Raw genomic sequence first — 22,865 nt, 5'->3', positions numbered from 1 at the left:
CCCCCCCCCCCCCGCCTCATCCACGGCGCCAACGCCCACCACTCCCTCCCCCACGCGGCATGGCTCCTCGGCATGCCGGAGCCGCTCGAGATCCCCACCCCCACCGGCACCCTCGACCCCGCCGCCCTCGACGAAGCCCTCGCCGCCGAACCCGGGCCGTGCCTCGTCGCGGCCACCGCCGGTACCACCGACGCCGGACTCGTCGACCCCCTCGACGCGATCGCCGACGTGTGCGCCCGCCACCGCGCCGAACTCCACGTAGACGCCGCGTACGGCGGCCTCCTCGTCCTCAGCCCCCGCCACCGCGACCGGCTCGCGGGCCTCCACCGGGCCGCCACCGTCACCCTCGACCTGCACAAACTGGGCTGGCAACCGGTCGCCGCGGGCCTCCTGGCCGTCCCCGCCGCCACCCTCCTGGCCCCCCTCGCCCAGCAGGCCGACTACCTCAACGCCGCCGACGACACCGACGCCGGCCTGCCCGACCTCCTCGGCCGCTCCCTGCGCACCACCCGCCGCCCCGACGTCCTCAAGATCGCCGTCACCCTGCGCGCCCTCGGCCGCGACGGCATCGCCGAGCTCACCGACCGCGTCTGCGCCACCGCGCACGAACTCGCCGCCCTCCTCGACGCCCACCCCCGCTTCGAGGTCCACGCCACGCCCGCGATCAGCACCGTCCTGTTCCGGCCCACCGGAGCCGGCGACGACGACCTCGCCGCCCTCCGCCGCCGCCTGCTGACCGACGGCACCGCCGTCCTCGGCCGCGCCACCGCCGCCGGCCGCCGCTGGCTCAAGGCCACCGTCCTCAACCCCCACACCACCACCAAGGACCTGGAAGCCCTGGTGGCCCTCCTGGAAGGCAGCACCCACCGATGACCGGCCCGACGACAGCCTCCACCGCCCAGCCCGACGCCCCCCATGACCTCGTCGGCATCGGCATCGGCCCCTTCAACCTCTCCCTCGCCGCCCTCGCCCACGGACTGCGCCACCTCGAAGGCGCCACCGGCCTCACCGCCGCCTTCTACGACCAGCGCCGCGACTTCCGCTGGCACCCCGGCCTCCTCATCGACGGCGCCACCCTCCAGGTCCCCTTCCTGGCCGACCTCGTCACCCTCGCCGACCCCGCCAGCCCCTGGTCGTTCCTGCGCTACCTGCGCCACAAGGAACGCCTGTTCCCCTTCTACTTCGCCGAGCGCTTCCACATCACCCGCGCCGAATACGACGCCTACTGCCGCTGGGTCGCCGACGGCATCCCCGGACTCCACTTCGGCCACCAGATCGACGCCGTCCGCTGGAACCCCGAACGCGGCCTCTTCGAGGTCGACTTCACCCAACTCGACGCCGACGGCGAAGCCGAGGCCCTCGGCCGCACCCACACCCGCAACCTCGTCCTCGGCGTCGGCACCGCCCCCCACGTCCCCGACCCCCTCAAGCCCCTCGCCGACGCGCCCACCGTCCCCGTCATCCACTCCGGCGACTACCTCGACCACCGCGACCGCATCCTCGGCGCCGAGCACGTCACCGTCGTCGGCGCCGGCCAGTCCGGTGCCGAGGTCTTCCTCGACCTCCTGCGCGCCCGCCCCGCCGGCCGCGAACGCCTCACCTGGATCGCCCGCACCGAGGCCTTCGCCCCCATGGAGTACTCCAAGCTCGGCCTGGAGCACTTCACGCCCGACTACACCCGCTACTTCCACGCCCTCCCCGAGCCCGTCCGCGACCGCCTCGTCCCCGCCCAGTGGCAGCTCCACAAGGGCATCGACCCCGGCACCATCGCCGCCATCCACGACGAGCTCTACCGCCGCACCCTCCACGGCGGCTGGCCCGACACCGTCCTCACCCCCGGCGTCACCGTCCGCACCGCCGGCCGCGTCGCCACCACCAGGGTCGAACTCCACCTCGAGCACACCCAGCAGGGCGCCCGCTCCCGCATCACCACCGACGCCGTCGTCCTCGCCACCGGCTACCAGGAGCGCCCCCTGACCCGCCTCCTCGCCGGCCTCGACCCGTACGTCCGCAAGGACGCCTCCGGCCGCCCCCGCATCGACGCCCAGCACCGCATGGTCCTCGACCCCGCCGTCACCGGCACCGTCTTCGTCCAGAACGGCGAACGCCACACCCACGGCATCGGCGCCCCCGACCTCGGCCTCGCGGCCTGGCGCAGCGCCCGCATCCTCAACACCCTCACCGGCACGGACCCCTACCCCCTGCCGGAGCGCACCGCCTTCACCACCTTCGGCCTGGAAACGGCGAAGGAGCAGCCCCGCCCGCACACGGCGGGGGAGCTGCTCCCTCTGGTCGAACAGGTCTGACCGGGTCACCCGGCTAGAACACCGGCACGCCCGCCCGGGTCAGCTTCCAGTCCACCGACGCGAACTGGGCCGGGTCGATCGTCCCCTTCGCCTTCACCCACGAGATGATGGTGTTGCGGATCTCGTCCGAGTTCGCCCACAGCTGCTTCGCCTGCGGCACGTGCGGGAAGTTGCCGCCGCCCGAGGCCCGGTAGTTGTTCACCGCCAGCACGAACTGCGCCGCCGGGTCGATCGGCTGCCCGCCGAACGACAGGCCCGTGATCCGCGAACCCGCCGGCTGCGCGATGTCGATGTCGTACGTCAGGCCGTACACCGCGTCGTAGTTGTAGTCGGGCGTCGCCTCGGCGTTCGTCAGCTTCGCCGGGTCCACCACGTCACCCGGCGCCGTCCGCACGTAGTACTTCGCCGAGTACTCCAGGTAGTCCTTCAGCTGCGCACCCGTCATCAGGCGCGCCTCCAGCGTGTTCTCGAACGGGTACAGACCCGCCGCGTCCCGGATCGTCACCTGCCCGGCCGGTATCGCCGCCGTCCGCGAGAAGCACGACGCCTGCGACAGCACCGGCAGCGCCGCGTACTGGCCGCCGGCCAGCGCCGCCTTCACCGTCTCCACCTGCACGTGGTTGATCAGGTCGATGATCGCGACGTCCTTGACCGGACCCTCCGCCGAGGACATGGCCTCCTTGGACGTGCCGATCACCTGGTTGACGTACGCCACCACCTTGGCGTGCTCGTCCGACAGCAGCTTCGTGATCTCCGGGTCCTCCGGCACGGTGTTGGAGTTCAGCACCTGCGCCGACACCTTCTCCACCGACCAGCGGCCCCGCTCGAAGACCAGCTCGAAGTCGAACAGCGTCAGCCGCTGACCCCACTTCAGCGGCTCGGACAGCACCACGTCCTTGCCCGTCGCCTTGTTCTTCACCCGGTACTCCGGGATCTCCGTGTGCGCGTGGCCCACCAGGATCGCGTCGATCCCCGGCACCTGCTCGGCCACCAGAGCGGCCGCGTTCTCGATGTACGGCAGCTGGTCGCCGTACGACGACGTACCGCTCGAACCCGAGTGCGCCGAGACGATCACCACGTCCGCGCCCATCGACCGCAGCCGCGGCACGTACTTCGCCGCCTGCTCCTCCAGCCCCGGGAACGTCATCCTGCCCTGCACGTTCGCCTTGTCCCAGATCGCGATGCCCGGGTTCGTCAGACCCAGCACCGCCACCTTCACGTCCCGGCCGCAGGGCGTGCGCAGCCGGTGCATGCTGTACGGCGCGAACGCCGGCCGCAGCGTCTTGGCGTCCAGCGCGTTCGCACCCAGCAGCGGGAAGTCGCACTGCTCCTCGAACTTGCGCAGCACCGGGATGCCGTAGTTGAACTCGTGGTTGCCCAGCGCCGCCGCGTCGTACCCGATCGCGTTCATCGCCTGCGCCATCGGGTGCACCGGACCACGGCGGGCCGTGATCGGGTCCACCTTGGCGTAGTAGTACGACAGCTGCGTGCCCTGGATCGTGTCACCGGCGTCGATCAGCAGCGTGTTGCCACGGCCCTTCGCCGCCCGGACCTGCTCCACCAGCGTGGAGATCTTCGCCAGGCCCACGTCGTTGTGCGCCTTGTCGTCGAACTCCTTGTCCGTGAAGTAGTCCCAGTTGAAGACATTTCCATGCAGATCGGTCGTACCCATGACCGTGAACGCGTACCGCTTCCTGTGGTCGCCCGCCGCGACCTGCGGGGCCTGCTCGGCGGCCGAAGCGGAAACGGCCGGGCCCGCCAGCGCCACGGCCGCACCCGTCGCGGCCGAAGTGCCCAGGAACGTCCTGCGATCGAACGGCATGTCTTCTCCCTTGTGAGGCAATGCAATGCGCGTAGATTCTGACCCACCGGTAACCGCCCACAACACCCCCGGCAGGTTGCGATCCGGTGACCGGTTTCCGGCCACCCTTGACGCGGCGCCCACGACAACGCCCCCCGCGCTGCCGGGCAGCACGGGGGGCGCGCACCCGGCGGTCACCCGAGAGCGACGACCTCGTTCACGAGCCACGCGCCGAGTTCCTCGGTCATCGCGGTGTGTCCCTCGTTGCGGCGCGCGCAGACGAAGGCGTCAAGTGCACTGTGGTCCGGGCCGATCGGCCGGTACAGGACCTTCGGGTCGTCGATCTCGCCGGCGGCGACGGCACTGACGCTGGGGATGAAGCAGGACGTACTGATGACGTCCGGGTCCACCGTGTTGCCGAGGAGCCCCATGAGGAGGGCGGCCAGGCCGAAGCTGCCGGGGTCACCCGCGGGGGACGGCGCGGAGAACACCCCTCCGGGAGCACCGTCGATGTCGGGCAGCCCATTGGTGTGCACCGATACGGGCTCCTCGCCCGCCTTCTGCAGGCGCGCGACCACCTGATCGCCCTGTGCCTGCGTCTTGAGCCACGTGTCCTGCAGCGAAGGGCCGTTGCACCGCACCGCCGTCGCGCCCGCCGCGAGGCCGTTGCCGGTACCGGTGTCCGTGCCGTTGGCGACACCGATCCTGCGGACGGTGCGCGGCCACCCCCCGATCTCGTCCAGCGCCCGCAGGAACGCCACCCGCTCCGACGCCTGCCCCGGAGTGTCACCGACCTTCTCGATGTGCCACCGCGCCATCTCCTTGGCGGCAGGACTGTTGAGCAGCGCCGAGAACTGGCGCAGGACGGGTCCCACGCCGGGCGTCTCCCCCCACTTGTCCGTCGCGAAGTGCGTGAAGGCCTGCAGGGCCACGGGGAGCCACGCACCCTGGTGCGGGGTGTCGTAGGAGAAGTAGAGCGCCGCCTCGTGGTCGGGAAGCCCCGGGTCCTGCTCCATCTTGGCCAGGGCGTACCGGGTGACCAGCCCGCCCATGCTGAAACCGCCCACGGCCAGCTTCGCCCCGCCCACCCGCTCGGCGACGGCCCGGCGGATGCATTCGACGGCGGTGTCGGCGTTCGCCGTGATCGATGCCGTCCGGTCCGTGAAGCCCAGGACGACCACGTCACGACCGGTCGCGTGGAGCTCGGAGACGAAGCGGTACTCGCCGTTCTCCTCCAGGCCGTGCCAGAGCTGGTCGAGGTCGCTCGACCCGCTGGAAAAACCGTCGGACAGGATGACGGGCCTGATGAGCTGCCTGCGGTTCAGCGGGCTGTAGTAGACCCACGCCGTCCCGCCGGCGAGCGACCACGTGTCGTGCGGCTCCGGAGCGGGGGGATACGAGGAACGGGTCCCGGGGGCGACCGGGCCCCAGACGTCAACGACGGGTGCGGACATGATCAGCTGACTCCTTGTGCACGTCACGGATACACGGAAGGAACCGGCCCCGCGCGCTGCTGCGGGACCGCGACCACGCAGCAGACTGTCACACTCCGTACGCATATGACTACGGTAAGTAGAAGATTCGCGCGTCCGGCCCCCCATGGGCTCCCCCCGGGCCGACGCGGCGGGCCCGTGCCACCACGGCCGCCGGCCGGCCCCCGGCCCCGGCGCCGACCACGACCCCCGCACCCCGGCGGGGGAGTGGGACAGTTGAGCCCATGACGACCGACCACGCCACACCGGCCCCGCCCCCCGCTCCCTTCGGCACCCCCGAGGCCCCGCGCGTCGCCGTCCGGGGCGAAGCCACCCTCGAAGTCGACCCCGAAATCGCCCGCATCGGCATCACCGTCAGCGCCCGCGGCACCGACCGCCGCACCGCCCTCGACGACCTCACCCGCCGCAACGCCACCGTCCTCGACCTCATCAAGAGCTACGGCGACGCCGTCGAGAAACTCGAGACCGGCGCCTTCTCCATCACCCCCGAACTCACCCGCCACGGCCGCGGCGAACGCATCCGCGCCTACCACGGCCGCGTCCACATCAGCGCCGAACTCTCCGACTTCACCGCCCTCGGTGAACTCACCACCCGTCTCGCCGACCAGGACCTGACCCGCGTCGACGGCCCCTGGTGGGCCCTGCGCCCCGACTCCCCGGCCCACGGCGAAGCCCGCAGGCAAGCCGTCCTCGAAGCCGTCCAACGCGCCCGCGAATACGCCGCCGCCCTCGGCGCCCGCCTCGCCTCCCTCGTCGAACTCGCCGACCTCGGCGCCGAGGCCGCCCCCGCCCCCTATCCCATGGCCGCACCCGGCGGCGCCGTCCGCGCCATGGCCTTCGGCGGCGCCGAACCCGACCTGCCGCCCGCCCTCGACCTCGAACCCCAGCGTCAGACCGTCTACGCCGCCGTCAACGCCCGCTTCACCATGACCCCGCCGGCCCTCTGACGCCCCCGCACCGACGCGGCGGTCACCGGTGCACACGTCACCGACGCCCCCGCACCGACACACCCGTACCGACACACCCGTACGGACGCCCCTGCACCCCGGCTCCGCACGCGTCCGACCACCTGCCGCGACGCCCGCGGGGGTGCTCATCGGAGCACCCCCGCGCCCATTCAACAAATGTCAACAGCCCTTCACCCAACGGATGTTGGCCGGACACCTCGACCCCCACTCCTACCGCTCGGTAGGGCATACGCTCGCCGCATGCGCCGAGCCAAAATCGTCTGCACCCTGGGCCCCGCCACGGACTCGTACGAACAGATCAAAGCCCTGGTCGAAGCCGGAATGGACATCGCCCGCTTCAACCTCAGCCACGGCACCTACGCCGAACACGAGGAGCGCTACCAGCGCGTACGCAAAGCCGCCGACGAAACCGGCCGCAGCGTCGGAATCCTCGCCGACCTTCAAGGTCCGAAGATCCGCCTCGGCCGCTTCGCCGAAGGCCCCGTACTCCTTGAACGCGGCGACACCTTCACCATCACCACCGAACCCCACCCCGGCGACCGCCACCAGTGCGCCACCACCTACACCGGGCTCGCCGCCGACGTCACCCCCGGCGAACGCATCCTCGTCGACGACGGCCGCGTCACCCTCGAAGTCACCGGCGTCGACGGACCCCGCGTCCGCACCCACGTCATCGAAGGCGGCATGGTCTCCGACCACAAGGGACTCAACCTCCCCGGCGTCGCCGTCTCCGTCCCCGCCCTCTCCGACAAGGACATCGACGACCTCCGCTGGGCCCTGCGCACCGGCGCCGACATCATCGCCCTGTCCTTCGTCCGCACCGGCCGCGACATCGACGACGTCCACCGCGTCATGGACGAGGAGGACCGCCGCCTCCCCGTCATCGCCAAGATCGAAAAGCCCCAGGCCGTCGAGAACATCGACGACATCGTCGCCGCCTTCGACGGCATCATGGTCGCCCGCGGCGACCTCGGCGTCGAAATGCCCCTCGAACAGGTCCCCATCGTCCAAAAGCGCGCCGTCAAGCTCGCCAAGCGCAACGCCAAACCGGTCATCGTCGCCACCCAGATGCTCGACTCGATGATCGACAACTCCCGACCCACCCGCGCGGAGGCCTCCGACGTCGCCAACGCCGTCATCGACGGCACCGACGCCGTCATGCTCTCCGGCGAAACCAGCGTCGGCTCATACCCCGTCGAAACCGTCCGCACCATGTCGAGGATCGTCGCAGCCGCCGAGGAGGACGTCCTCGCCAAGGGCCTCCCCGCCCTCACCGAAAACAGCAAACCCCGCACCCAGGGCGGCGCCGTCGCCCGCGCCGCCGCCGAAATCGGCGACTTCCTCGACGCCAAGTACCTCGTCGCCTTCACCCAGAGCGGCGACACCGTCCGTCGCCTCTCCCGCTACCGCAGCCCCATCCCCCTCCTCGCCTTCACCCCCGACCCCGCCACCCGCTCCCAACTCAACCTCACCTGGGGCGTCGAAACCTTCCTCGGCCCCCACGTCGACTCCACCGACGCCATGGTCGCCCAGGTCGACGAACACCTCACGCGCACCGGCCTCTGCGCCAAGGGCGACACCGTCGTCATCACCGCCGGCTCCCCGCCCGGCGTCCCCGGCTCCACCAACCTCGTCCGCGTCCACCACATCGGCGACCCCGTGTAAGGACCGCACGCGCCACGCACCCCACACGCCCGGGACGTACCACGCCCCGGGCGTTCCCGTACCCCCACCGCCCCGGGGGCGCCCGCTCCCCCTCCGCCCCCCCCGGGTGCCCGCCACCCCGCCCCGGCCCCCTTCCCGAAAAGAGCCATCCCTGGCCGATAACGGACGACCCCACCACCCCCCACCCCCGCCCCGTGGCAGCATGGGTGATCACACACCACGCAAACCCGGCCAACACGGCCGGACACGAGGGGAGTTCGGGTGACCGGCATACGCAAGGGCCTCACCAAGGTCGAAGTCGCACTCCGCTGGGACCCGAGCCCCGCCGGCACACCCCCGCACGACCTCGACCTCGTCGCCGCCGTCTACGACGCCGACGCTCCCCAAGGCCCCGCCGCCTACCTCGTCCACTTCGCCAACCGCTCACCCGACGGCACCGTCACCCTCGACCGCGACAGCCGCACCGGTCAGGGCTTCGGCTACGACGAGGTCATGACCCTCGAACTCCACCGCATGGACCCCCGCCTCCGCCGCGTCGTCATCGGCGTCGTCATCCAAGGCCGCGACGGCAAGACCTTCGCCGACATCCCCGGCACCGGCATCCGCATCCGCGCCGACCACACCGACCTCGTCACCGACGACCTCACCACCATCCCCCACGCCACCGCCGCCACCGTCGCCGAATTCACCCGCGACGACACCGGCACCTGGACCCTCCACGCCGAAACCCGCGGCCACACCACCGACCCCGACCACTTCCCCGCAGCCATGGGCGCCGCCTGACCCGTACCCCCGAGGACCGATCACACCAGCCCTTTCACCGGCCCGAACTCATCGACCTCCTGGCAAACCTCGACACCCCGAACCGTCGGGGCGTCTTGGTCCTCGGCAACCCAGGGGTCGGCAAGACAGTGCTGCTTCAGCAGCTCGAACGGGAACTTCAGCGACAGGGCCGGGCGGCCTTCCTGATCAGCTTGCGGGACATCGATCTGGATGACCTATCGGCTCTGATCATGAATGAGATCACGCAAGTAGTCGACGCCTCCGAGGTCGAGACAGAGCGGACGATCCGCGCATCCGGAGGCGACCGGCTCCGGCAGACCACAGCAGCGCTGAACCAGGTCGCCGACCGGCTTTCGGCGCCCGTGCTGCTGCTCGACGGACTCAATGAGTCGGGCTATCCCCAGCGGATGGCCGCCGCTGTCGAAGAGCTCAGCCATGGCCTGGAAGGCTGGAGACTCGTCCTGACATCGCGCCTCGACGGGCTCGAATACCGTTGATTCGGACGTCAGTTCGAAGTCCTTTTCTCGGTCCTCTGGACGAGGACTACATGGTCGCCCTGCTGCAGCAAACCGCTCCGGACCTCGCCAATGACGTCATCCACGACATCGTCAGGCAGGCGGACGGAAATCCGCTCATCGCCCGTCTTGTGGCGGCTCAGGCCGTGCAGCACCGCAAGGCGGCCGGGGCGGTGTCCGGGGGCCACCTGGAAAGCCTGACCGAATCGTTGGTCGATGCTGCCCTCAGAGCCTCCCCGGATCGGGCCCTGCTCGCTCTGTTCCTGGAGGAGCTCGCGCTTGCCGGTGGCCAGGACCGGATTTCGGCGCTGGCCGGGAAACTACGATCTACTGAAGTCATGGTCCGGGCGGTACTGGACTTCCCCTCGGTGCCCAGCCTGGTCACCGTTGACGAACAGGCCGGGACGGTGGAGTTCGCTCACGCCTCCATCCAGGAGGCCGTGCTGTCCCGGCAGGTCTTCGTGCGGCCGTTCCGGCTGGCCGAGCTCAGATTCGGTGCGGAGGAGGCGGAACACGACGATCTGCTTGACGAGAGCTACGTCGGACGGCACAGCCTGGAACGGATCCTCGTCCACAAACGGACCATCGTCATCGGCGGCCGAGGCTCGGGCAAGAGCGCCATCTTCCGCAAGCTTGCGGAAGAACCGTCCATCGAGACCCTCCCCATCGCCGACGTTGGCAGCCTGCTGCGCCGCATCGTCGACGAGGACACCTGGCTGGACGTTGACGCGCTGCGCGCGGCCTGGCTCGCGGCCATCGCCGCCGCGGTTGCCTCAACGGTCCCGGCGGAGGCGCCCAAGGCATTGCACCGCGACGCCTCCGGTCTGAGGGCTGCACTCAGGCTGCCCACTGCGCCACCCAACCGCACCCGGCGGGCCCTGCACGTGCTCGCCCGCCTTCTGGGCGGTACGACGCTGAAGTTCGGGGTGGGGCCGGTCAACTTCGAGGCCACACTTCCTGCCGGCACCCCACCCAGCAAGGCGTTCGTCGACGTCGACTCACTGCTGCAGGAGACGGACGACGTCCTCGAACAAGCCGGGCGGCGGGTGGTGGTACTCCTTGACCAGATCGACGAGACGTTCAAATACGACCGGGCCCGACAGGAGGCCTTGGTCCAGGCGTTGCTGCAGGCTGAGGCTCGGGTAGTCCAGCTTTTCCTCGAACGCGTGGTGGAGCAGCACGGCACGCAGACCAGGTCGACGTTCCGGATTCCTCGGCTCTACACCCGCTGCTGGGACTATGCCTGATCCCCGGACCGCGTTCGGTCAGATCAGCCGCACCACCCTCGGACCCCCCAGGACCGCCGAGTCCTACCGCCCCTCCTGGGCGGGCAGAATCGGCCCCAACGACCGCATGAAATCCGCCTGGTACATCGGCATGACCGCCGAACTCGGCACCTCGATCACCCTCTTCCGCACCCGACCGAGATCCCCCACCTGCTCCCCATGCAGGGCGTCGGCGGCCCCGACTCCCCACGCGGCAGCACCCTGCACCCACTGATCTGGCAGGCTTACGACGACTCGCGCTGACCCCCGGAAAGACGGCGGAACACGCAACCGTCAGGAACCCGTCTCCGCCCTGTCGGACGCACTCCGAAGAACGCAGAACTCGTTCCCCTCAGGGTCCGCAAGCACCGCCCAGCCGGTCCCATCGGAATTCCGGTGATCGCCGACCAGGGTCGCACCGAGACCGAGCAGCCACTCCACCTCCTGCTCGCGCGACATCTCTGGGCGCAGACACAGATGGATCCGGTTCTTGACCCTCTTCGGCTCGGGCACCTGGTTGAAATACAGCACCGGACCCTCCGCCAACAGCACCTGGGTCTCCCGGTCACCCGGCCTGTCCTCCGGATGCAACGGACGACCCGTCACCTCGCTCCAGAACCGCGCCAGCTCATAGGCGTCCGCACAGTCGATCGCCACGTTCTGCACTACCGAAACCATGCGCCAGAGCCTGCCCCACTTCCACTCCCGACGCCACCAGCGTGAGAGCGTTGCCGGCGGATGGAGATCCCGTACATGGGGTCGGCGCTTGCGGGTGGCGTCCCGTGCACAGCGCGGTCGCACAAATGAATGAAGGTCGCCACTTTGGGTCGCGACCTTGGAATGAAAGGAAAAGTGCCCCAGGTGGGATTCGAACCCACACTGTCCGCTGTTTGAGAGCGGCCTCTCTAACCAGTTGGAGTACTGGGGCCTAAGAAAGCAAGGGCGCGGTGCCCCCGTTGCAGCACTACCTTACAGGAGCTAGGTAGGCTCAGGGGAGCTGCAATGCCCCGCAAAGAGGAGCCTCCGTGACCGCCGAGCACGAGTCGTCGACCGCGCCCGTCGACGCAGACCAGACGCACGTACCGCCGCTGACGACCCGCGTCGTCATCGCCGAGGACGAGGCCCTGATCCGTCTCGACCTCAAGGAGATGCTCGAAGAGGAGGGCTACTCCGTGGTCGGCGAGGCCGGCGACGGGCAGACGGCCGTGGAGCTGGCCCGGGAGCTCAACCCGGACCTGGTGATCCTCGACGTCAAGATGCCGGTCCTCGACGGCATCTCCGCGGCGGAGAAGATCGCCCAGGAGTCGATCGCCCCGGTGCTGATGCTGACCGCGTTCTCGCAGCGCGAGCTCGTGGAGCGGGCGCGGGACGCGGGTGCGATGGCGTACCTGGTGAAGCCGTTCAGCAAGAGCGACGTCGTGCCGGCCATCGAGATGGCGGTGTCGCGGTACACGGAGCTGAAGGCGCTGGAGCAGGAGGTCGCGGACCTCTCGCAGCGCCTGGAGACCCGGAAGCTGGTGGACCGGGCGAAGAGCATCCTGCAGACGCAGTACGGGCTGAGCGAGCCGGCGGCGTTCCGGTGGATCCAGAAGACGTCGATGGACCGGCGCATGTCGATGCAGCAGGTCGCGGAGGCCGTGATCGAGGACGCCGAGGAGAAGAAGCAGGCGGCGAAGGGCCAGTAGGGCCCGTTCGGGCGCGTTCCGGAGGCCGTCTCCCCTGGTCGGGGGAGGCGGCCTCCGGCGTTCCCGGTCCGTCCGTCCGTGCGTACGTCCGTCCGTACGGGCCGGGAACGGCGTCGGCCCCGCCCCCTTCGAGTGGGGCGGGGCCGACGGGCCGGTGGTGGTGCGGGCTCAGTCCTCGCCGAGGTACGCCTTGCGGACGTCCTCGTTGACGAGCAGCTCGCGGCCGGGGCCGGAGAGGACGATCTTGCCGATCTCCATGACGTGTGCCTGGTCGGCCAGGGACAGCGCGGCCTGGGCGTTCTGCTCGACCAGGAGGATGGTCGTGCCGGCGGCCTTGAGCTCGGAGATGGTGGCCATGATCTTCTGCATCATGATCGGCGAGAGGCCCATGGAGGGCTCGTCGAGCATGAGCAGTTTCGGCTGGGACATGAGGGCGCGTCCCATGGCGAGCATCTGCTGCTCGCCGCCGGAGAGGGTGCCCGCGGCCTGCTTGCGGCGCTCTCCCAGGATGGGGAAGAGGTCGTAGGCGCGCTGGACGTCCTTGCCGATGCCGTCCTTGTCCTTGCGGAGGAAGGCGCCGAGGAGGAGGTTGTCCTCGATCGTCATGCGCGGGAAGATGTGCCGCCCCTCGGGGGAGTGGGCGAGTCCGAGCGAGACGATGTCGTGGGCGGGGACCTTCTTGAGGCTCTTGCCCTGGAACTTGATCTGGCCGCCCTTGGGCTTGATGAGCCCGGAGAGGGTGCGCAGGGTGGTGGTCTTGCCGGCGCCGTTGGTGCCGATGAGGCAGACGATCTGGCCGGCTTCGACGGTGAAGGAGATGCCCTTGACGGCTTCGATCTTGCCGTAGGCGACCTTGAGGTCTTCGACCTCGAGCAGTGCGGTCACTTGGGTTCTCCGTCCGTGCTGCTGGTGGTGCTGTCCGCGTCGGCGGGTGCGTCGGCCTCGGGGGCGTCGGCGTCGGCCTCGGCCTGGGGGGCCTCGGCGGGTGCGTCGGCCTGGGGGGCGTCGGCGTGGGCTTCGGCGGCTTCGACTTCGGCGGCTTCTTCGGTGCCGGGGGCGCCTTCGAAGGGCTCGCCGAGGTAGGCGGCGATGACGCGTTCGTCGCTCTGGACTTCGCCGGCGGTGCCTTCGATGAGCTTTTCGCCCTGGACGAGGCAGGCGACGCGGTCGCAGAGGTTGAAGATGAAGCGCATGTCGTGCTCGATGACGAGGACGGCGATGCCCTTGTCCCGGATGGCGAAGATGAGCTCTTCGGTGACCCGGGTCTCCTGCGGGTTCATGCCGGCGGTGGGCTCGTCGAGGAGCAGGAGGCCGGGCTCGCTGGCGAGGGCGCGGGCGATTTCGAGCTTGCGCTGCTCGCCGTAGGGGAGGTTGCGGGCGAGGTGGTCGGCCTTGTGGGCGAGGCCGATGAACTCCAGGAGCTCCATGGCCTTGAGCTTGCTGGCGCCTTCCTCGCGGTGGAAGCCGGGGAGGCGCAGGAGGGCCGACCAGAGGCCTTCCTTGGTGCGGGTGTGGCGGCCGACGAGGACGTTTTCCAGGACCGTCATGTTGTTGAAGAGACGGATGTTCTGGAAGGTGCGGGCGATGCCGGCTGCGGTGACCTTGAAGGACTTGGGGGGCAGGACCGTGCCCTTGTACCGGACTTCACCCTCGGTGGGGATGTAGAGGCCGGTGAGGCAGTTGAAGAAGGTGGTCTTGCCGGCTCCGTTGGGGCCGATGAGGCCGACGATCTCGCCGCTCTTCACGGTGAGGTCGACGTTCTTGACGGCGGTGAGGCCGCCGAACCTCATGGTGACGCCGCGGGCGTCGAGGACGGTCTCGCCGGTGGTGGCGGCGGGCGTCGTCTCGGTGGTGGTCGTCGTCATGTTCAGGCCCCTGCCTTGCTGAGGTCTGCGGAGTTCTCGTCGAGCTCGTTCTCGTGGAACTCGAGCTGGCGGCGCCGGTTGGGGATGAGGCCTTCGGGGCGCACGCGCATCAGGACGATGAGGGCGAGGCCGAAGGCGAAGAGCTGGTACTCACCCATGAACTGGAGCTTGTTGGGGATGAGGTAGAGCAGGGCTCCGCCGACGAGCGGTCCGCTGATGGTTCCCATGCCGCCGAGGACGACGGCGGCGAGGAGGAAGGCGGAGTTCGGGGGTACGGCGTTGGCGAACTGGTACTGCTCGGGGGTGACGGTGTAGGTCACGTGGGCCTGGACCGCGCCGGCGAGGCCGGCGAGGGAGGCGCCGAGGGCGAAGGCGATGAGCTTGACGCGGAAGCCGTTGATGCCCATGGCTTCGGCGGCGGTCTCGTCCTCGCGGATGGCCACCCAGGAGCGGCCGATGCGGGATTCGCTGCTGCGCCGGAAGACCACCACGACGATGAGGGTGACCAGGAGCATCAGCAGGAAGTAGTTGGCGAAGCGGCCGATGGTGAAGCCGCCGATGCTGTGTTCGGCGCCGAAGTCGAAGCCGAACATGTCGAGGTTCGGGATCGAGGAGATGCCGTTGGAGCCGTTGGTGATGTCCGGGCCGGAGGTGCCGTCCATGTTGTTGACGGCGATGCGGAAGATCTCACCGAAGCCGAGCGTCACGATGGCGAGGTAGTCGCCGCGCAGGCGGAGGGTGGGGGCGCCGATGAGGACGCCGAAGATCATGGACGCGGCGGCGCCGATGAGGATGGCGGCCCAGAACGGCAGGTGGAGGCCGAAGGGGCTGGAGGGGGAGCCGGAGACCATGGCCGCGGCGTAGGCGCCGACACCGAGGAAGGCGACGTAGCCGAGGTCGAGGAGGCCGACGAGGCCGACGACGATGTTGAGGCCGAGGGCGACGGTGGCGAAGATCAGGATGTTGACGCCGATGGTCGCGTACTGGTCGTCGGTCTGGGTGAAGGGGAAGGCGGCCGCGGCGGCGAAGGCGCCGACCATGGCGACGTTGCGGTGGTTGGCTGCCATGGCGCTGACGCGGGCGGCGAGGCCGGACTTGTTGATCGCCGCGAAGCCGAAGCAGGCGGTGAGCAGGAAGCCGATGAAGAGTTCGTCGTACTCGGTGCCGATGCCGTAGGTGAAGACGGCGAGGGCGAGGGCGAGGACGGCGGCGAGGACGAGGATCTCGGCCCAGCCGGGGAGCTGGCGGGCGGGAGCCTTCGGGGTGCCGGGGGCGAAGGCGGCCTTGATGGTCGTCCAGCGGTTGCCGGCGTTGTGCTTGAACTTGCCGTAGCCGCTCTCGTCGGGGTCGGGGGCGTCGGTGGCGGGGTGCCGGTAGGGCAGGGCCAGGGCGCCGACGAGGGTGACGAGGGTGGCTGCGAGGGCGATGAAGCCGCCGGGCTCGAGGTTGACGACGCCGCCGAGGGTGGTGCTGATGGCGATGCCGGTGTACCAGGCGGTGGTGAAGGCGGCGAGGGCGGAGAGCTTGATCGCCGAGTCGGCGCCGGCGGGGGTGAGCCAGCGCAGGCCCTTGACTCCGTAGGAGGAGAGGGCGAACAGGGTGGTGAGGAGGCCGCCGATGAGGACGAGCCACTGGAGGCCGCCGGGGTAGCCGTAGACGGTGAGGTCGCCGGGGAATTCGGAGGTCCAGGTCCAGGCGAGGAAGCAGGAGACGATGGTGAGGGCGCCGCCTGCGGTGGCCATGGCGCGGGCCGTCTTCTCGGGGAGGCCGATGAGGCCCTTCGAGGGGGTGACGGTGGTGGTTGCGGTGTCCGCGGTGATGGTCGTCATGGTTCTCACGCCCTGTCCGCCACGCGCTCGCCCAGCAGGCCCTGGGGCCGGAAGAGGAGCACGAGGATGAGAAGTACGAACGCCCAGACGTCGGCCCAGGCCTGGCCGCCGAGCTGTTCCATGCCGGGGATGTGGGCGATGTAGGCGGTGGCCATGGTCTCGGCGAGGCCGAGGACGAGGCCGCCGATCATGGCGCCGTAGATGTTTCCGATGCCGCCGAGGACTGCGGCGGTGAAGGCCTTGAGTCCGAGGAGGAAGCCCATGCGGAAGTTGATCTCGCCGTACTTGAGGCCGTAGGCGACGGCGCCGACGGCGGCGAAGGCCGCGCCGAGGGCGAAGGCGACCACGATGATGCGGTCGGTGTTGATGCCCATGAGCTTGGCGGTGTCGGGGTCCTGGGCGGTGGCCTGCATGCCGCGGCCGGTGCGCGTCTTCATGACGAAGTAGCCGAGGAAGGCCATGGAGACGGGGGCGGCGATGATCAGGAAGATGTCACCGGTCTGGATGGTGACGCTGCCGATGTGGAACGGGCCACCGGGGATCTCGGGGAAGACTCGGGAGGACTTGGCCTCGGGGTACCAGGCCCAGACCGCCTGCTGGAGGGCGAGGGAGAGGCCGATGGCGGTGATGAGCGGGGCGAGGCGGGGTGCGCTGCGCAGGGGGCGGTAGGCGAAACGTTCCGCTGCTACGGCGATGGTGGTGGCGACGACGATCGCGCCTATGAGCATGAGGGGCAGGGCGATCCACATGGTGGTGCCCGAGGGGAGCATCAGCCAGACGGTGAGGGCCCCGAACCCGCCGGTCATGAAGATCTCGCCGTGGGCGAAGTTGATGAGCTGGACGATGCCGTAGACCATCGTGTAGCCAATGGCGACGAGCCCGTACATGGATCCCAGTAGCAGGCCGTTGACCAGCTGTTGCGGCAGTTCGTGCACCGCAGGTCCTCCGAGTCTTTCGACGGATGTGACACCGCGCGGGGCGCTAGGAGTGCGCGCCCCGCGCGGCAGGGGTGATGAGGGGGGAGGGTCAGCCGGAGAAGGTGCCGGACTCGACGGCCTTCCAGGCGTCGCCCTCGTACTTGTAGACGGTGAGCTGCTTGTTGGTGGCGTCACCGAACTCGTCGAACGAGACCTTGCCGGTCACGCCGTCGAAGGAGACCTTGTTGGTGGCCTCGAGGACCTTGGCGCGGGCGTCCGCGGGGAGCTTGCCGCCGTTGGCGTCGACGACGGCCTTGACGGCCTCGATGATCGCCCAGGCGGAGTCGTAGGAGTAGCCGCCGTAGGCCTCGTAGGCCTCCTTGAAGCCGGCGTTCTTGTAGTTGGCGACGAACTCCTTGGCCGAGGGGAGGGTCTCGACCGGGGCGCCGACGGAGGTGGCGAGGTCGCCCACGCCCTCCTTGCCGGAGAGCTTGATGAAGTCGGCGCTGTAGATGCCGTCACCGCCGACGAGCGGGATGGCGGCGCCGGCCTTCTTGATCTGCTTGGAGAGCGGGCCGGCCGCGGGGTACTCGCCACCGTAGTAGACGACGTCGGCGCCGGAGCTCTTGACCTGGGTGGCGACGGCCGAGAAGTCCTTGGTGTCGGGGTTGACGTGGGCCTCGCCCACGACCTTGCCGCCGAGCTTGGTGAACTCGCCCTTGAAGGTGCCGGCGAGGCCCGAGCCGTAGGTCTTCTTGTCGTCGATCAGGAAGACCTTGGTCTTCTTGGCCTTGTTGTAGAGGTACTGCGCGGCGAACGGGCCCTGGATGGCGTCGGTGGTCGCGGTGCGGAAGTACGACTTGTAGGGGCGCGCCTTCTCGCCGGTGTTCCACTTCGGGCCCTGGGTGAGGGCCGGGTTGGTGTTGGCCGGGGAGATCTGGGTGAGCTTGGCGTCGTCGAAGACCTTCTGCATGGACTCCGAGACGGAGGAGTTCAGCGGGCCGACGACACCGAGGACGTCCTTGTTGGCGACGAGCTTGGTGGCGTTCTGCTGGCCGGACGAGGGCTGGGCCTGGTCGTCGTAGGCCTCGAACTTGAACGTGACGCCGGGGACGTACTTCTTGGCGTTGGCCTGCTGGGTGGCGAGGTCCACGGAGTTGCGGATGCCGAGGCCCAGGGCCGAGAGGTCGCCGGTGAGGGGGGCGTCGACGCCGATGACGACCGTGGTGCCGCCGGAGCCGGCGTCGTTGCCGCCCTTGTCCTCGCCACGGGAGCCGCAGGCGGTGAGGGTGAGCGCACCCGCGGCGAGCGCGGCGGTCACGGCGATGAGCTTGGTTTGACGCACGATCAGTCCTTTCCAGGCACTGCGTCCCCACCTGGGACGCGCCGAGTCGAAACGCGGACCGAACTGCGTGGAATCCGGTGGTCGCGGTGACTGGCCGTGACTCTAGGCGGCTGATCGGGGGATATGGAGGGCTGAGGCCAAGGCTGTGACTCTCTTGTTATGCCACGGCGTAATGGATAGCGGAACTTGGCGGGTGGAACGGGGGAATTCCGGCCGTTTCGTCGTGTCCGCATGGTGAGATCGCGCAGCACTGTTCGGCGGTTTTGCTGCTGACAGCCCAGTACTGTCGCGGGTTTTGGTCATGACGGTGCAGGTTGCGGCGCATCTCGGGAGTCGGGACATGCGTCGCTGAGTGCTGTGGCGAGTTCCCTGGCATATCGGTCACCGAGGATGTAACTGTGATCCTCTTTTCGGGATCCATTACTGAGGGTTACTTCGAGAAATGGCAGACCTGCATTCCGTGGTACATGCATGCAATCTTTGACCTGAATCTGCACGAGAACCGCACGGTTCCGGCCCTTGTGCACGACGAGGGGTGTGTGCGGGTCGGTGGTCACGCTGAGTGCTGCCCAGGGCTGGCCGATTCGCTCCAGGGAGACCGGCGGACCTGCCGTCGTGCGCAGGAAAACCGTGAAGGCGAACGCCGTCCCGGCGGGTGTGGGCCGCACCGGTCCGCCGTAGGTGACGGAGAAGACCTGGGAGGGGTAGGGCGGCGGCGGAGGGGCCGGCGGGCGGCTGCGCAGGGCGTACAGGTAGCCGCCGGCGCCGGCGGCCGCGGCGGTGAGGGCCAGGGCGAGCGCCAGGCGCGCCCCGCGTCCGCGGCGGCCCCGGCCGGGGCGCGGCCCGGGGGCGGTGTCCCACGGGTCGTCGGCGCCGGCGTCCCCGCTGCCGCCCCAGGTCTCGTCGCCGGGCTCAACGGGGCCGATGCCGCCCGGGCCGGTGCCGCTCACTGCCAGGGCCCGCCGGTCGGGGTGCCGTGCCGGTAGCGCTCGGCGCAGCCGCGCTCGACCTCCCGGGTGGCGGCGTCGTGCGCCGCGGCGGGGCCCCGGCGGGGCGCGACGGCCCGGCCGGCGGCGACGGCCGCGCGCAGGATCTCGTACTGCCCGCCGGACAGGCCCATCTCCTGGTAGTCGAGGTGGCTGTGCGGGCCGCCGTCGAGGACGCGGTGGGTCCAGTGGGCGACCAGGCGCACGCAGAGCTCCCGGGGGGAGGCGGCGGGGCGTGCGGGGCTCGCGGCGGCCGTGCTGGGGGCCCGGGAGGCCGTGGTGCGGGCGGCGGGGGCGGTGCGGGTCGCGGTGCAGGCGGCGGTGGCCGCCAGGAGCAGGGCGGCCGCGGCGGCCGCAGCGGCGGGCGTACGGGCCGGCCGGCGGGGGCCCGGGCGGCCCGGGCGGCGTACGCGTGCGCCCCCCGGCGCCGTCACCGTGTCCATGCGGGGACGGTAGTCCGGGGTCGGGGGGCGCGACAACGCCTCGTCTCAGCCTTGCTGTTGCGGGTTCGTGTCGCGCAGCAGGCAGGTCAGTCGGGCGGTGCAGACCCGCTTGTCGTCCTCGTCGGTGATGACGATCTCGTAGGTGGCGGTGGAGCGGCCGCGGTGGACGGGGGTGGCGACGCCGGTGACCAGGCCGGATCGGATGCCGCGGTGGTGGGTGCAGTTGAGGTCCACGCCGACGGCGACCTTGTTGATGCCGCCGTGGAGCATGGCGCCGACCGAGCCGAGGGTCTCGGCCAGGACGGCCGAGGCGCCGCCGTGCAGGAGTCCGTAGGGCTGGGTGTTGCCCTCGACGGGCATGGTGCCGACGACGCGGTCGGGGGCGGCCTCCAGGACGCGGATGTCCATGCGCTCGCCGAGGTGGCCGGCCGAGAAGAGGGCGGGCAGGTCGATGCCCAGGGCCGCGTACTCGTCGATGATTTCCTGCGGGAACTTCGGGCTGTGCTGTTCGCCCATGGGGACGGCTCCGTTTCGTGGGACGCGTCGTGAACGACCGTTAACCGATGACGGTCCCTTCATATCACCCGACTGAGCGTCCGCTCAGCCGGGTGGACGGCATCGGAGGCCTTCCCCGCGTCAGCCGGCGGTCGCGGGCTCGAAGCGGATGACGACCGACTTGCTCGCCGGGGTGTTGCTGGTGTCGGCGGTGGAGTCGAGCGGCACGAGCACGTTGGTCTCCGGGTAGTACGCCGCCGCGCACCCGCGCGCGGTGGGGTAGTGCACGACGCGGAAGCCGGGCGCGCGCCGCTCGACGCCGTCCTTCCATTCCGAGACCAGGTCGGTGTACGCGCCGTCGGCGAGCCCGTGCGCGGCCGCGTCCTCGGGGTGGACGAGGACCACGCGGCGGCCGCCCTTGATGCCGCGGTAGCGGTCGTCGAGCCCGTAGATGGTGGTGTTGTACTGGTCGTGCGAGCGCAGGGTCTGCAGCAGCAGCCGGCCCTCGGGCACGCGCGGGTACTCCACGGGGGCGGCGGTGAAGTTCGCCTTGCCGGTCGTGGTGGGGAAGCGGCGCTCGTCGCGGGGGGCGTGCGGGAGGGTGAAGCCGCCGGGGCGGGCGGCGCGGGCGTTGTAGTCCTCGAAGCCGGGCACCACGCGGGAGATCCGGTCGCGGATGGTGCCGTAGTCCTTCTCGAACTCCTCCCACGGCGTGGTCGAGGCCTCGCCGAGCACGGCGCGGGCCATGCGGGCCACGATCGCGGGCTCGGAGAGCAGGTGGGGGCTCGCCGGCGTGAGGTTGCCGCGGGAGGCGTGGACCATGCCCATGGAGTCCTCGACCGTGACGAACTGCTTCCCGGCCGCCTGGACGTCCTTGTCGGTGCGGCCGAGGGTGGGCAGGATCAGGGCGCGCCGGCCGGTCACCGCGTGGGAGCGGTTGAGCTTGGTGGACACGTGCACCGTCAGTGCGGCCCTGCGCATGGCGGCCTCGGTGACGTCGGTGTCGGGGGTGGCGCCGACGAAGTTGCCGCCCATGCCGAAGAAGACCTTGGCCTCGCCGTCGCGCAGCGCCTCGATGGCGCGCACCACGTCGTAGCCGTGGTGGCGGGGCGAGGTGATGCCGAACTCCTTGTCGAGGGCGTCGAGGAAGGCGGGGGCGGGGCGCTCGAAGATGCCCATGGTGCGGTCGCCCTGCACGTTGGAGTGGCCGCGCACGGGGCACACGCCGGCGCCGGGACGGCCGATGTTGCCGCGCAGCAGCAGGAGGTTGACCACCTCGCGGATGGTGGCGACGGCGTGCTTGTGCTGGGTCAGGCCCATCGCCCAGCAGACGATGGTGCGCTCCGAGGCCAGGACCATGGCCAGGGCCTGCTCGATCTCGGCGCGGGTCAGGCCGGTGGCGGTGAGGGTCTCGGGCCAGTCGGCGTCCCCGGCCGCGGCGGCGAGCGCCTCGTAGCCGTGCGTGTGCTCGGCGACGAACTCCTCGTCGACGGCGCCGGCCTCGATGACCAGCTTGTTGAGGAGGCGGAAGAGGGCCTGGTCGCCGCCGATGCGGATCTGGAGGAAGAGGTCGGTGAGGGCGGCGCCCTTGATCATGCCGAGCGGGGTCTGCGGGTTCTTGAAGCGCTCCAGGCCGGCCTCGGGCAGCGGGTTCACCGAGATGATCTTCGCGCCGGAGGCCTTGGCCTGCTCCAGTGCGGAGAGCATGCGGGGGTGGTTGGTGCCCGGGTTCTGGCCGGCGACGATGATCAGGTCGGCCCGGTGGAGGTCTTCGAGGGAGACGCTGCCCTTGCCGATGCCGATCGTCTCGACCAGGGCCGAGCCGGAGGACTCGTGGCACATGTTCGAGCAGTCGGGCAGGTTGTTGGTGCCGAACTCCCGGGCGAAGAGCTGGTAGAGGAACGCGGCCTCGTTGCTGGTGCGGCCCGAGGTGTAGAACAGCGCCTCGTCGGGGGAGGACAGGGCGCGCAGCTCCTCCGCGATGATCGCGAAGGCCCGCTCCCAGGTGACGGCCTCGTAGCGGTCGGCGCCCTCGGGCAGGTACATGGGCTGGGTGATGCGGCCCTGCTGGCCGAGCCAGTAGCCCGAGCGCCTCTCCAGGTCGGCGAGCGGGTGGGCGGCGAAGAAGTCCGGGGTGACCCGCCGCAGCGTGGCCTCCTCGGCGACGGCCTTGGCGCCGTTCTCGCAGAACTCGGCGGTGTGCCGCTTCTCGCCCTCGGGCCAGGCGCAGCCGGGGCAGTCGAAGCCGTCCTTCTGGTTGACCTTGAGGAGGGTGCGGGTGGTGCGGACCAGCCCCATCTGCTCCTGGGCGATCTTCAGGGTGTGGCCGATGGCGGGCAGGCCGGCGGCGGCGTGCTTGGGGGGCGCGACCTGCGGCGCGTCCTGGACCGGATCACCTGCGGGCGGCTTGGTCGCCATGGCGCTCCCCTTTGAGCATGTGTTCGTGCGGTGGTCCCTCGATGGTGTCATGGCGGGCGCCGGCCGCGGACCGCCGGGCGCCGGCC

Annotated in this window: 20 protein-coding genes and 1 tRNA gene; 8 read left to right on the top strand and 13 right to left on the bottom strand. The window is 70.3% G+C overall.

Annotated elements, in window-relative coordinates; all coding sequences use genetic code 11:
* Both IF43_RS0111690 and IF43_RS0111685 read left to right on the top strand, forming a co-directional pair.
* A partial coding sequence (locus tag IF43_RS0111690) for a pyridoxal-dependent decarboxylase (RefSeq protein ID WP_030197985.1) occupies window positions 1-873 on the top strand: 873 nt, incomplete at its 5' end.
* A complete protein-coding gene (locus IF43_RS0111685) occupies window positions 870-2,306 on the top strand; it encodes a lysine N(6)-hydroxylase/L-ornithine N(5)-oxygenase family protein (protein ID WP_030197982.1) in 1,437 nt (478 codons plus the stop codon). The genes IF43_RS0111690 and IF43_RS0111685, both read left to right, overlap by 4 nt.
* A gap of 13 nt (window positions 2,307-2,319) precedes the next feature.
* Here IF43_RS0111685 and IF43_RS0111680 read toward each other — a convergent pair whose 3' ends face one another.
* Both IF43_RS0111680 and IF43_RS0111675 read right to left on the bottom strand, forming a co-directional pair.
* Window positions 2,320-4,128: a bifunctional UDP-sugar hydrolase/5'-nucleotidase gene (locus IF43_RS0111680; RefSeq protein ID WP_030197976.1), complete on the bottom strand. Its 1,809-nt coding sequence runs from the start codon at window positions 4,126-4,128 to the stop codon at window positions 2,320-2,322.
* 173 nt (window positions 4,129-4,301) lie between these two features.
* Window positions 4,302-5,561: a triacylglycerol lipase gene (locus tag IF43_RS0111675; protein WP_030197973.1), complete on the bottom strand. Its 1,260-nt coding sequence runs from the start codon at window positions 5,559-5,561 to the stop codon at window positions 4,302-4,304.
* Between the two features lie 263 nt (window positions 5,562-5,824).
* Between IF43_RS0111675 and IF43_RS0111670 the strand changes: the two genes are divergently transcribed.
* The 5 genes from IF43_RS0111670 to IF43_RS0111650 all read left to right on the top strand — a co-directional run bounded on the left by IF43_RS0111670 (window position 5,825) and on the right by IF43_RS0111650 (window position 10,778).
* Complete coding sequence (locus tag IF43_RS0111670) at window positions 5,825-6,547, top strand: SIMPL domain-containing protein (RefSeq protein WP_030197970.1); 723 nt, start codon at window positions 5,825-5,827, stop codon at window positions 6,545-6,547.
* Window positions 6,548-6,808: 261 nt separating this feature from the next.
* Window positions 6,809-8,233, top strand: coding sequence for a pyruvate kinase (gene pyk, locus IF43_RS0111665; protein ID WP_030197965.1), 1,425 nt, complete (start codon window positions 6,809-6,811; stop codon window positions 8,231-8,233).
* 261 nt (window positions 8,234-8,494) lie between these two features.
* Window positions 8,495-9,016, top strand: a complete 522-nt coding sequence (locus IF43_RS0111660; RefSeq protein WP_030197956.1) for a TerD family protein — start codon at window positions 8,495-8,497, stop codon at window positions 9,014-9,016.
* Window positions 8,917-9,513 (top strand): ATP-binding protein, encoded by a 597-nt coding sequence (locus tag IF43_RS0111655; protein WP_324605101.1) that lies wholly within the window; start codon window positions 8,917-8,919, stop codon window positions 9,511-9,513. The genes IF43_RS0111660 and IF43_RS0111655 overlap by 100 nt, the downstream gene beginning before the upstream one ends.
* A 50-nt stretch (window positions 9,514-9,563) precedes the next feature.
* A complete protein-coding gene (locus IF43_RS0111650; protein WP_030197950.1) occupies window positions 9,564-10,778 on the top strand; it encodes a P-loop ATPase, Sll1717 family in 1,215 nt (404 codons plus the stop codon).
* A 312-nt stretch (window positions 10,779-11,090) separates the two neighbouring features.
* Here the strand turns inward: IF43_RS0111650 and IF43_RS0111640 are convergent, their stop codons facing one another.
* Both IF43_RS0111640 and IF43_RS0111635 read right to left on the bottom strand, forming a co-directional pair.
* A complete protein-coding gene (locus IF43_RS0111640) occupies window positions 11,091-11,474 on the bottom strand; it encodes a VOC family protein (RefSeq protein ID WP_030197945.1) in 384 nt (127 codons plus the stop codon).
* 175 nt (window positions 11,475-11,649) lie between these two features.
* Window positions 11,650-11,724: transfer RNA gene (locus IF43_RS0111635), tRNA-Leu, on the bottom strand.
* A 97-nt stretch (window positions 11,725-11,821) separates the two neighbouring features.
* Here IF43_RS0111635 and IF43_RS0111630 point away from each other — a divergent pair.
* Window positions 11,822-12,481, top strand: a complete 660-nt coding sequence (locus IF43_RS0111630; protein WP_030197935.1) for an ANTAR domain-containing response regulator — start codon at window positions 11,822-11,824, stop codon at window positions 12,479-12,481.
* Between the two features lie 168 nt (window positions 12,482-12,649).
* Here the strand turns inward: IF43_RS0111630 and IF43_RS0111625 are convergent, their stop codons facing one another.
* The 9 genes from IF43_RS0111625 to IF43_RS0111590 all read right to left on the bottom strand — a co-directional run bounded on the left by IF43_RS0111625 (window position 12,650) and on the right by IF43_RS0111590 (window position 22,779).
* Window positions 12,650-13,366 carry an ABC transporter ATP-binding protein gene (locus IF43_RS0111625; RefSeq protein ID WP_030197931.1) on the bottom strand — a complete coding sequence of 239 codons (717 nt, stop codon included), beginning with the start codon at window positions 13,364-13,366 and terminating at the stop codon, window positions 12,650-12,652.
* Window positions 13,363-14,346 carry an ABC transporter ATP-binding protein gene (locus IF43_RS0111620; RefSeq protein WP_037888130.1) on the bottom strand — a complete coding sequence of 328 codons (984 nt, stop codon included), beginning with the start codon at window positions 14,344-14,346 and terminating at the stop codon, window positions 13,363-13,365. Before IF43_RS0111620 ends, IF43_RS0111625 begins: the two co-directional genes overlap by 4 nt.
* A gap of 2 nt (window positions 14,347-14,348) precedes the next feature.
* Entirely contained in the window at window positions 14,349-16,175 is a 1,827-nt protein-coding gene (locus IF43_RS0111615; protein WP_030197925.1) for a branched-chain amino acid ABC transporter permease, read from the bottom strand.
* Window positions 16,176-16,180: 5 nt separating this feature from the next.
* Window positions 16,181-17,110: a branched-chain amino acid ABC transporter permease gene (locus IF43_RS0111610; RefSeq protein ID WP_030197923.1), complete on the bottom strand. Its 930-nt coding sequence runs from the start codon at window positions 17,108-17,110 to the stop codon at window positions 16,181-16,183.
* A 91-nt stretch (window positions 17,111-17,201) separates the two neighbouring features.
* On the bottom strand, window positions 17,202-18,437 hold the full coding sequence (locus IF43_RS0111605) for a branched-chain amino acid ABC transporter substrate-binding protein (RefSeq protein WP_030197920.1): 1,236 nt from the start codon (window positions 18,435-18,437) through the stop codon (window positions 17,202-17,204).
* 299 nt (window positions 18,438-18,736) lie between these two features.
* Entirely contained in the window at window positions 18,737-19,387 is a 651-nt protein-coding gene (locus tag IF43_RS39295; protein WP_234332105.1) for a Tat pathway signal sequence domain protein, read from the bottom strand.
* Window positions 19,384-19,866: a hypothetical protein gene (locus tag IF43_RS0111600; RefSeq protein ID WP_051795131.1), complete on the bottom strand. Its 483-nt coding sequence runs from the start codon at window positions 19,864-19,866 to the stop codon at window positions 19,384-19,386. Before IF43_RS0111600 ends, IF43_RS39295 begins: the two co-directional genes overlap by 4 nt.
* A 45-nt stretch (window positions 19,867-19,911) precedes the next feature.
* Complete coding sequence (locus tag IF43_RS0111595) at window positions 19,912-20,382, bottom strand: PaaI family thioesterase (protein ID WP_030197916.1); 471 nt, start codon at window positions 20,380-20,382, stop codon at window positions 19,912-19,914.
* 120 nt (window positions 20,383-20,502) lie between these two features.
* Complete coding sequence (locus IF43_RS0111590; protein WP_030197915.1) at window positions 20,503-22,779, bottom strand: FdhF/YdeP family oxidoreductase; 2,277 nt, start codon at window positions 22,777-22,779, stop codon at window positions 20,503-20,505.
* Window positions 22,780-22,865 lie beyond the last annotated feature (86 nt).

The organism is Streptomyces sp. NRRL S-87 (genome assembly GCF_000719335.1).
GTDB lineage: Bacteria > Actinomycetota > Actinomycetes > Streptomycetales > Streptomycetaceae > Streptomyces.
Note: the sequence above shows the minus strand (reverse complement) of the source record. Positions and strands in the feature narration are given on the sequence as shown.

Bases quoted from the DNA above. Each gene is read 5' to 3' on its own strand.
- IF43_RS0111685 (WP_030197982.1), top strand. From the start codon at position 870: ATGACCGGCCCGACGACAGCCTCCACCGCCCAGCCCGACGCCCCCCAT.
- IF43_RS0111680 (WP_030197976.1), bottom strand. From the start codon at position 4,128: ATGCCGTTCGATCGCAGGACGTTCCTGGGCACTTCGGCCGCGACGGGT.
- IF43_RS0111675 (WP_030197973.1), bottom strand. From the start codon at position 5,561: ATGTCCGCACCCGTCGTTGACGTCTGGGGCCCGGTCGCCCCCGGGACC.
- IF43_RS0111670 (WP_030197970.1), top strand. From the start codon at position 5,825: ATGACGACCGACCACGCCACACCGGCCCCGCCCCCCGCTCCCTTCGGC.
- pyk (WP_030197965.1), top strand. From the start codon at position 6,809: ATGCGCCGAGCCAAAATCGTCTGCACCCTGGGCCCCGCCACGGACTCG.
- IF43_RS0111650 (WP_030197950.1), top strand. From the start codon at position 9,564: ATGGTCGCCCTGCTGCAGCAAACCGCTCCGGACCTCGCCAATGACGTC.
- IF43_RS0111640 (WP_030197945.1), bottom strand. From the start codon at position 11,474: ATGGTTTCGGTAGTGCAGAACGTGGCGATCGACTGTGCGGACGCCTAT.
- IF43_RS0111620 (WP_037888130.1), bottom strand. From the start codon at position 14,346: ATGACGACGACCACCACCGAGACGACGCCCGCCGCCACCACCGGCGAG.
- IF43_RS0111615 (WP_030197925.1), bottom strand. From the start codon at position 16,175: ATGACGACCATCACCGCGGACACCGCAACCACCACCGTCACCCCCTCG.
- IF43_RS0111600 (WP_051795131.1), bottom strand. From the start codon at position 19,866: ATGGACACGGTGACGGCGCCGGGGGGCGCACGCGTACGCCGCCCGGGC.
- IF43_RS0111595 (WP_030197916.1), bottom strand. From the start codon at position 20,382: ATGGGCGAACAGCACAGCCCGAAGTTCCCGCAGGAAATCATCGACGAG.
- IF43_RS0111590 (WP_030197915.1), bottom strand. From the start codon at position 22,779: ATGGCGACCAAGCCGCCCGCAGGTGATCCGGTCCAGGACGCGCCGCAG.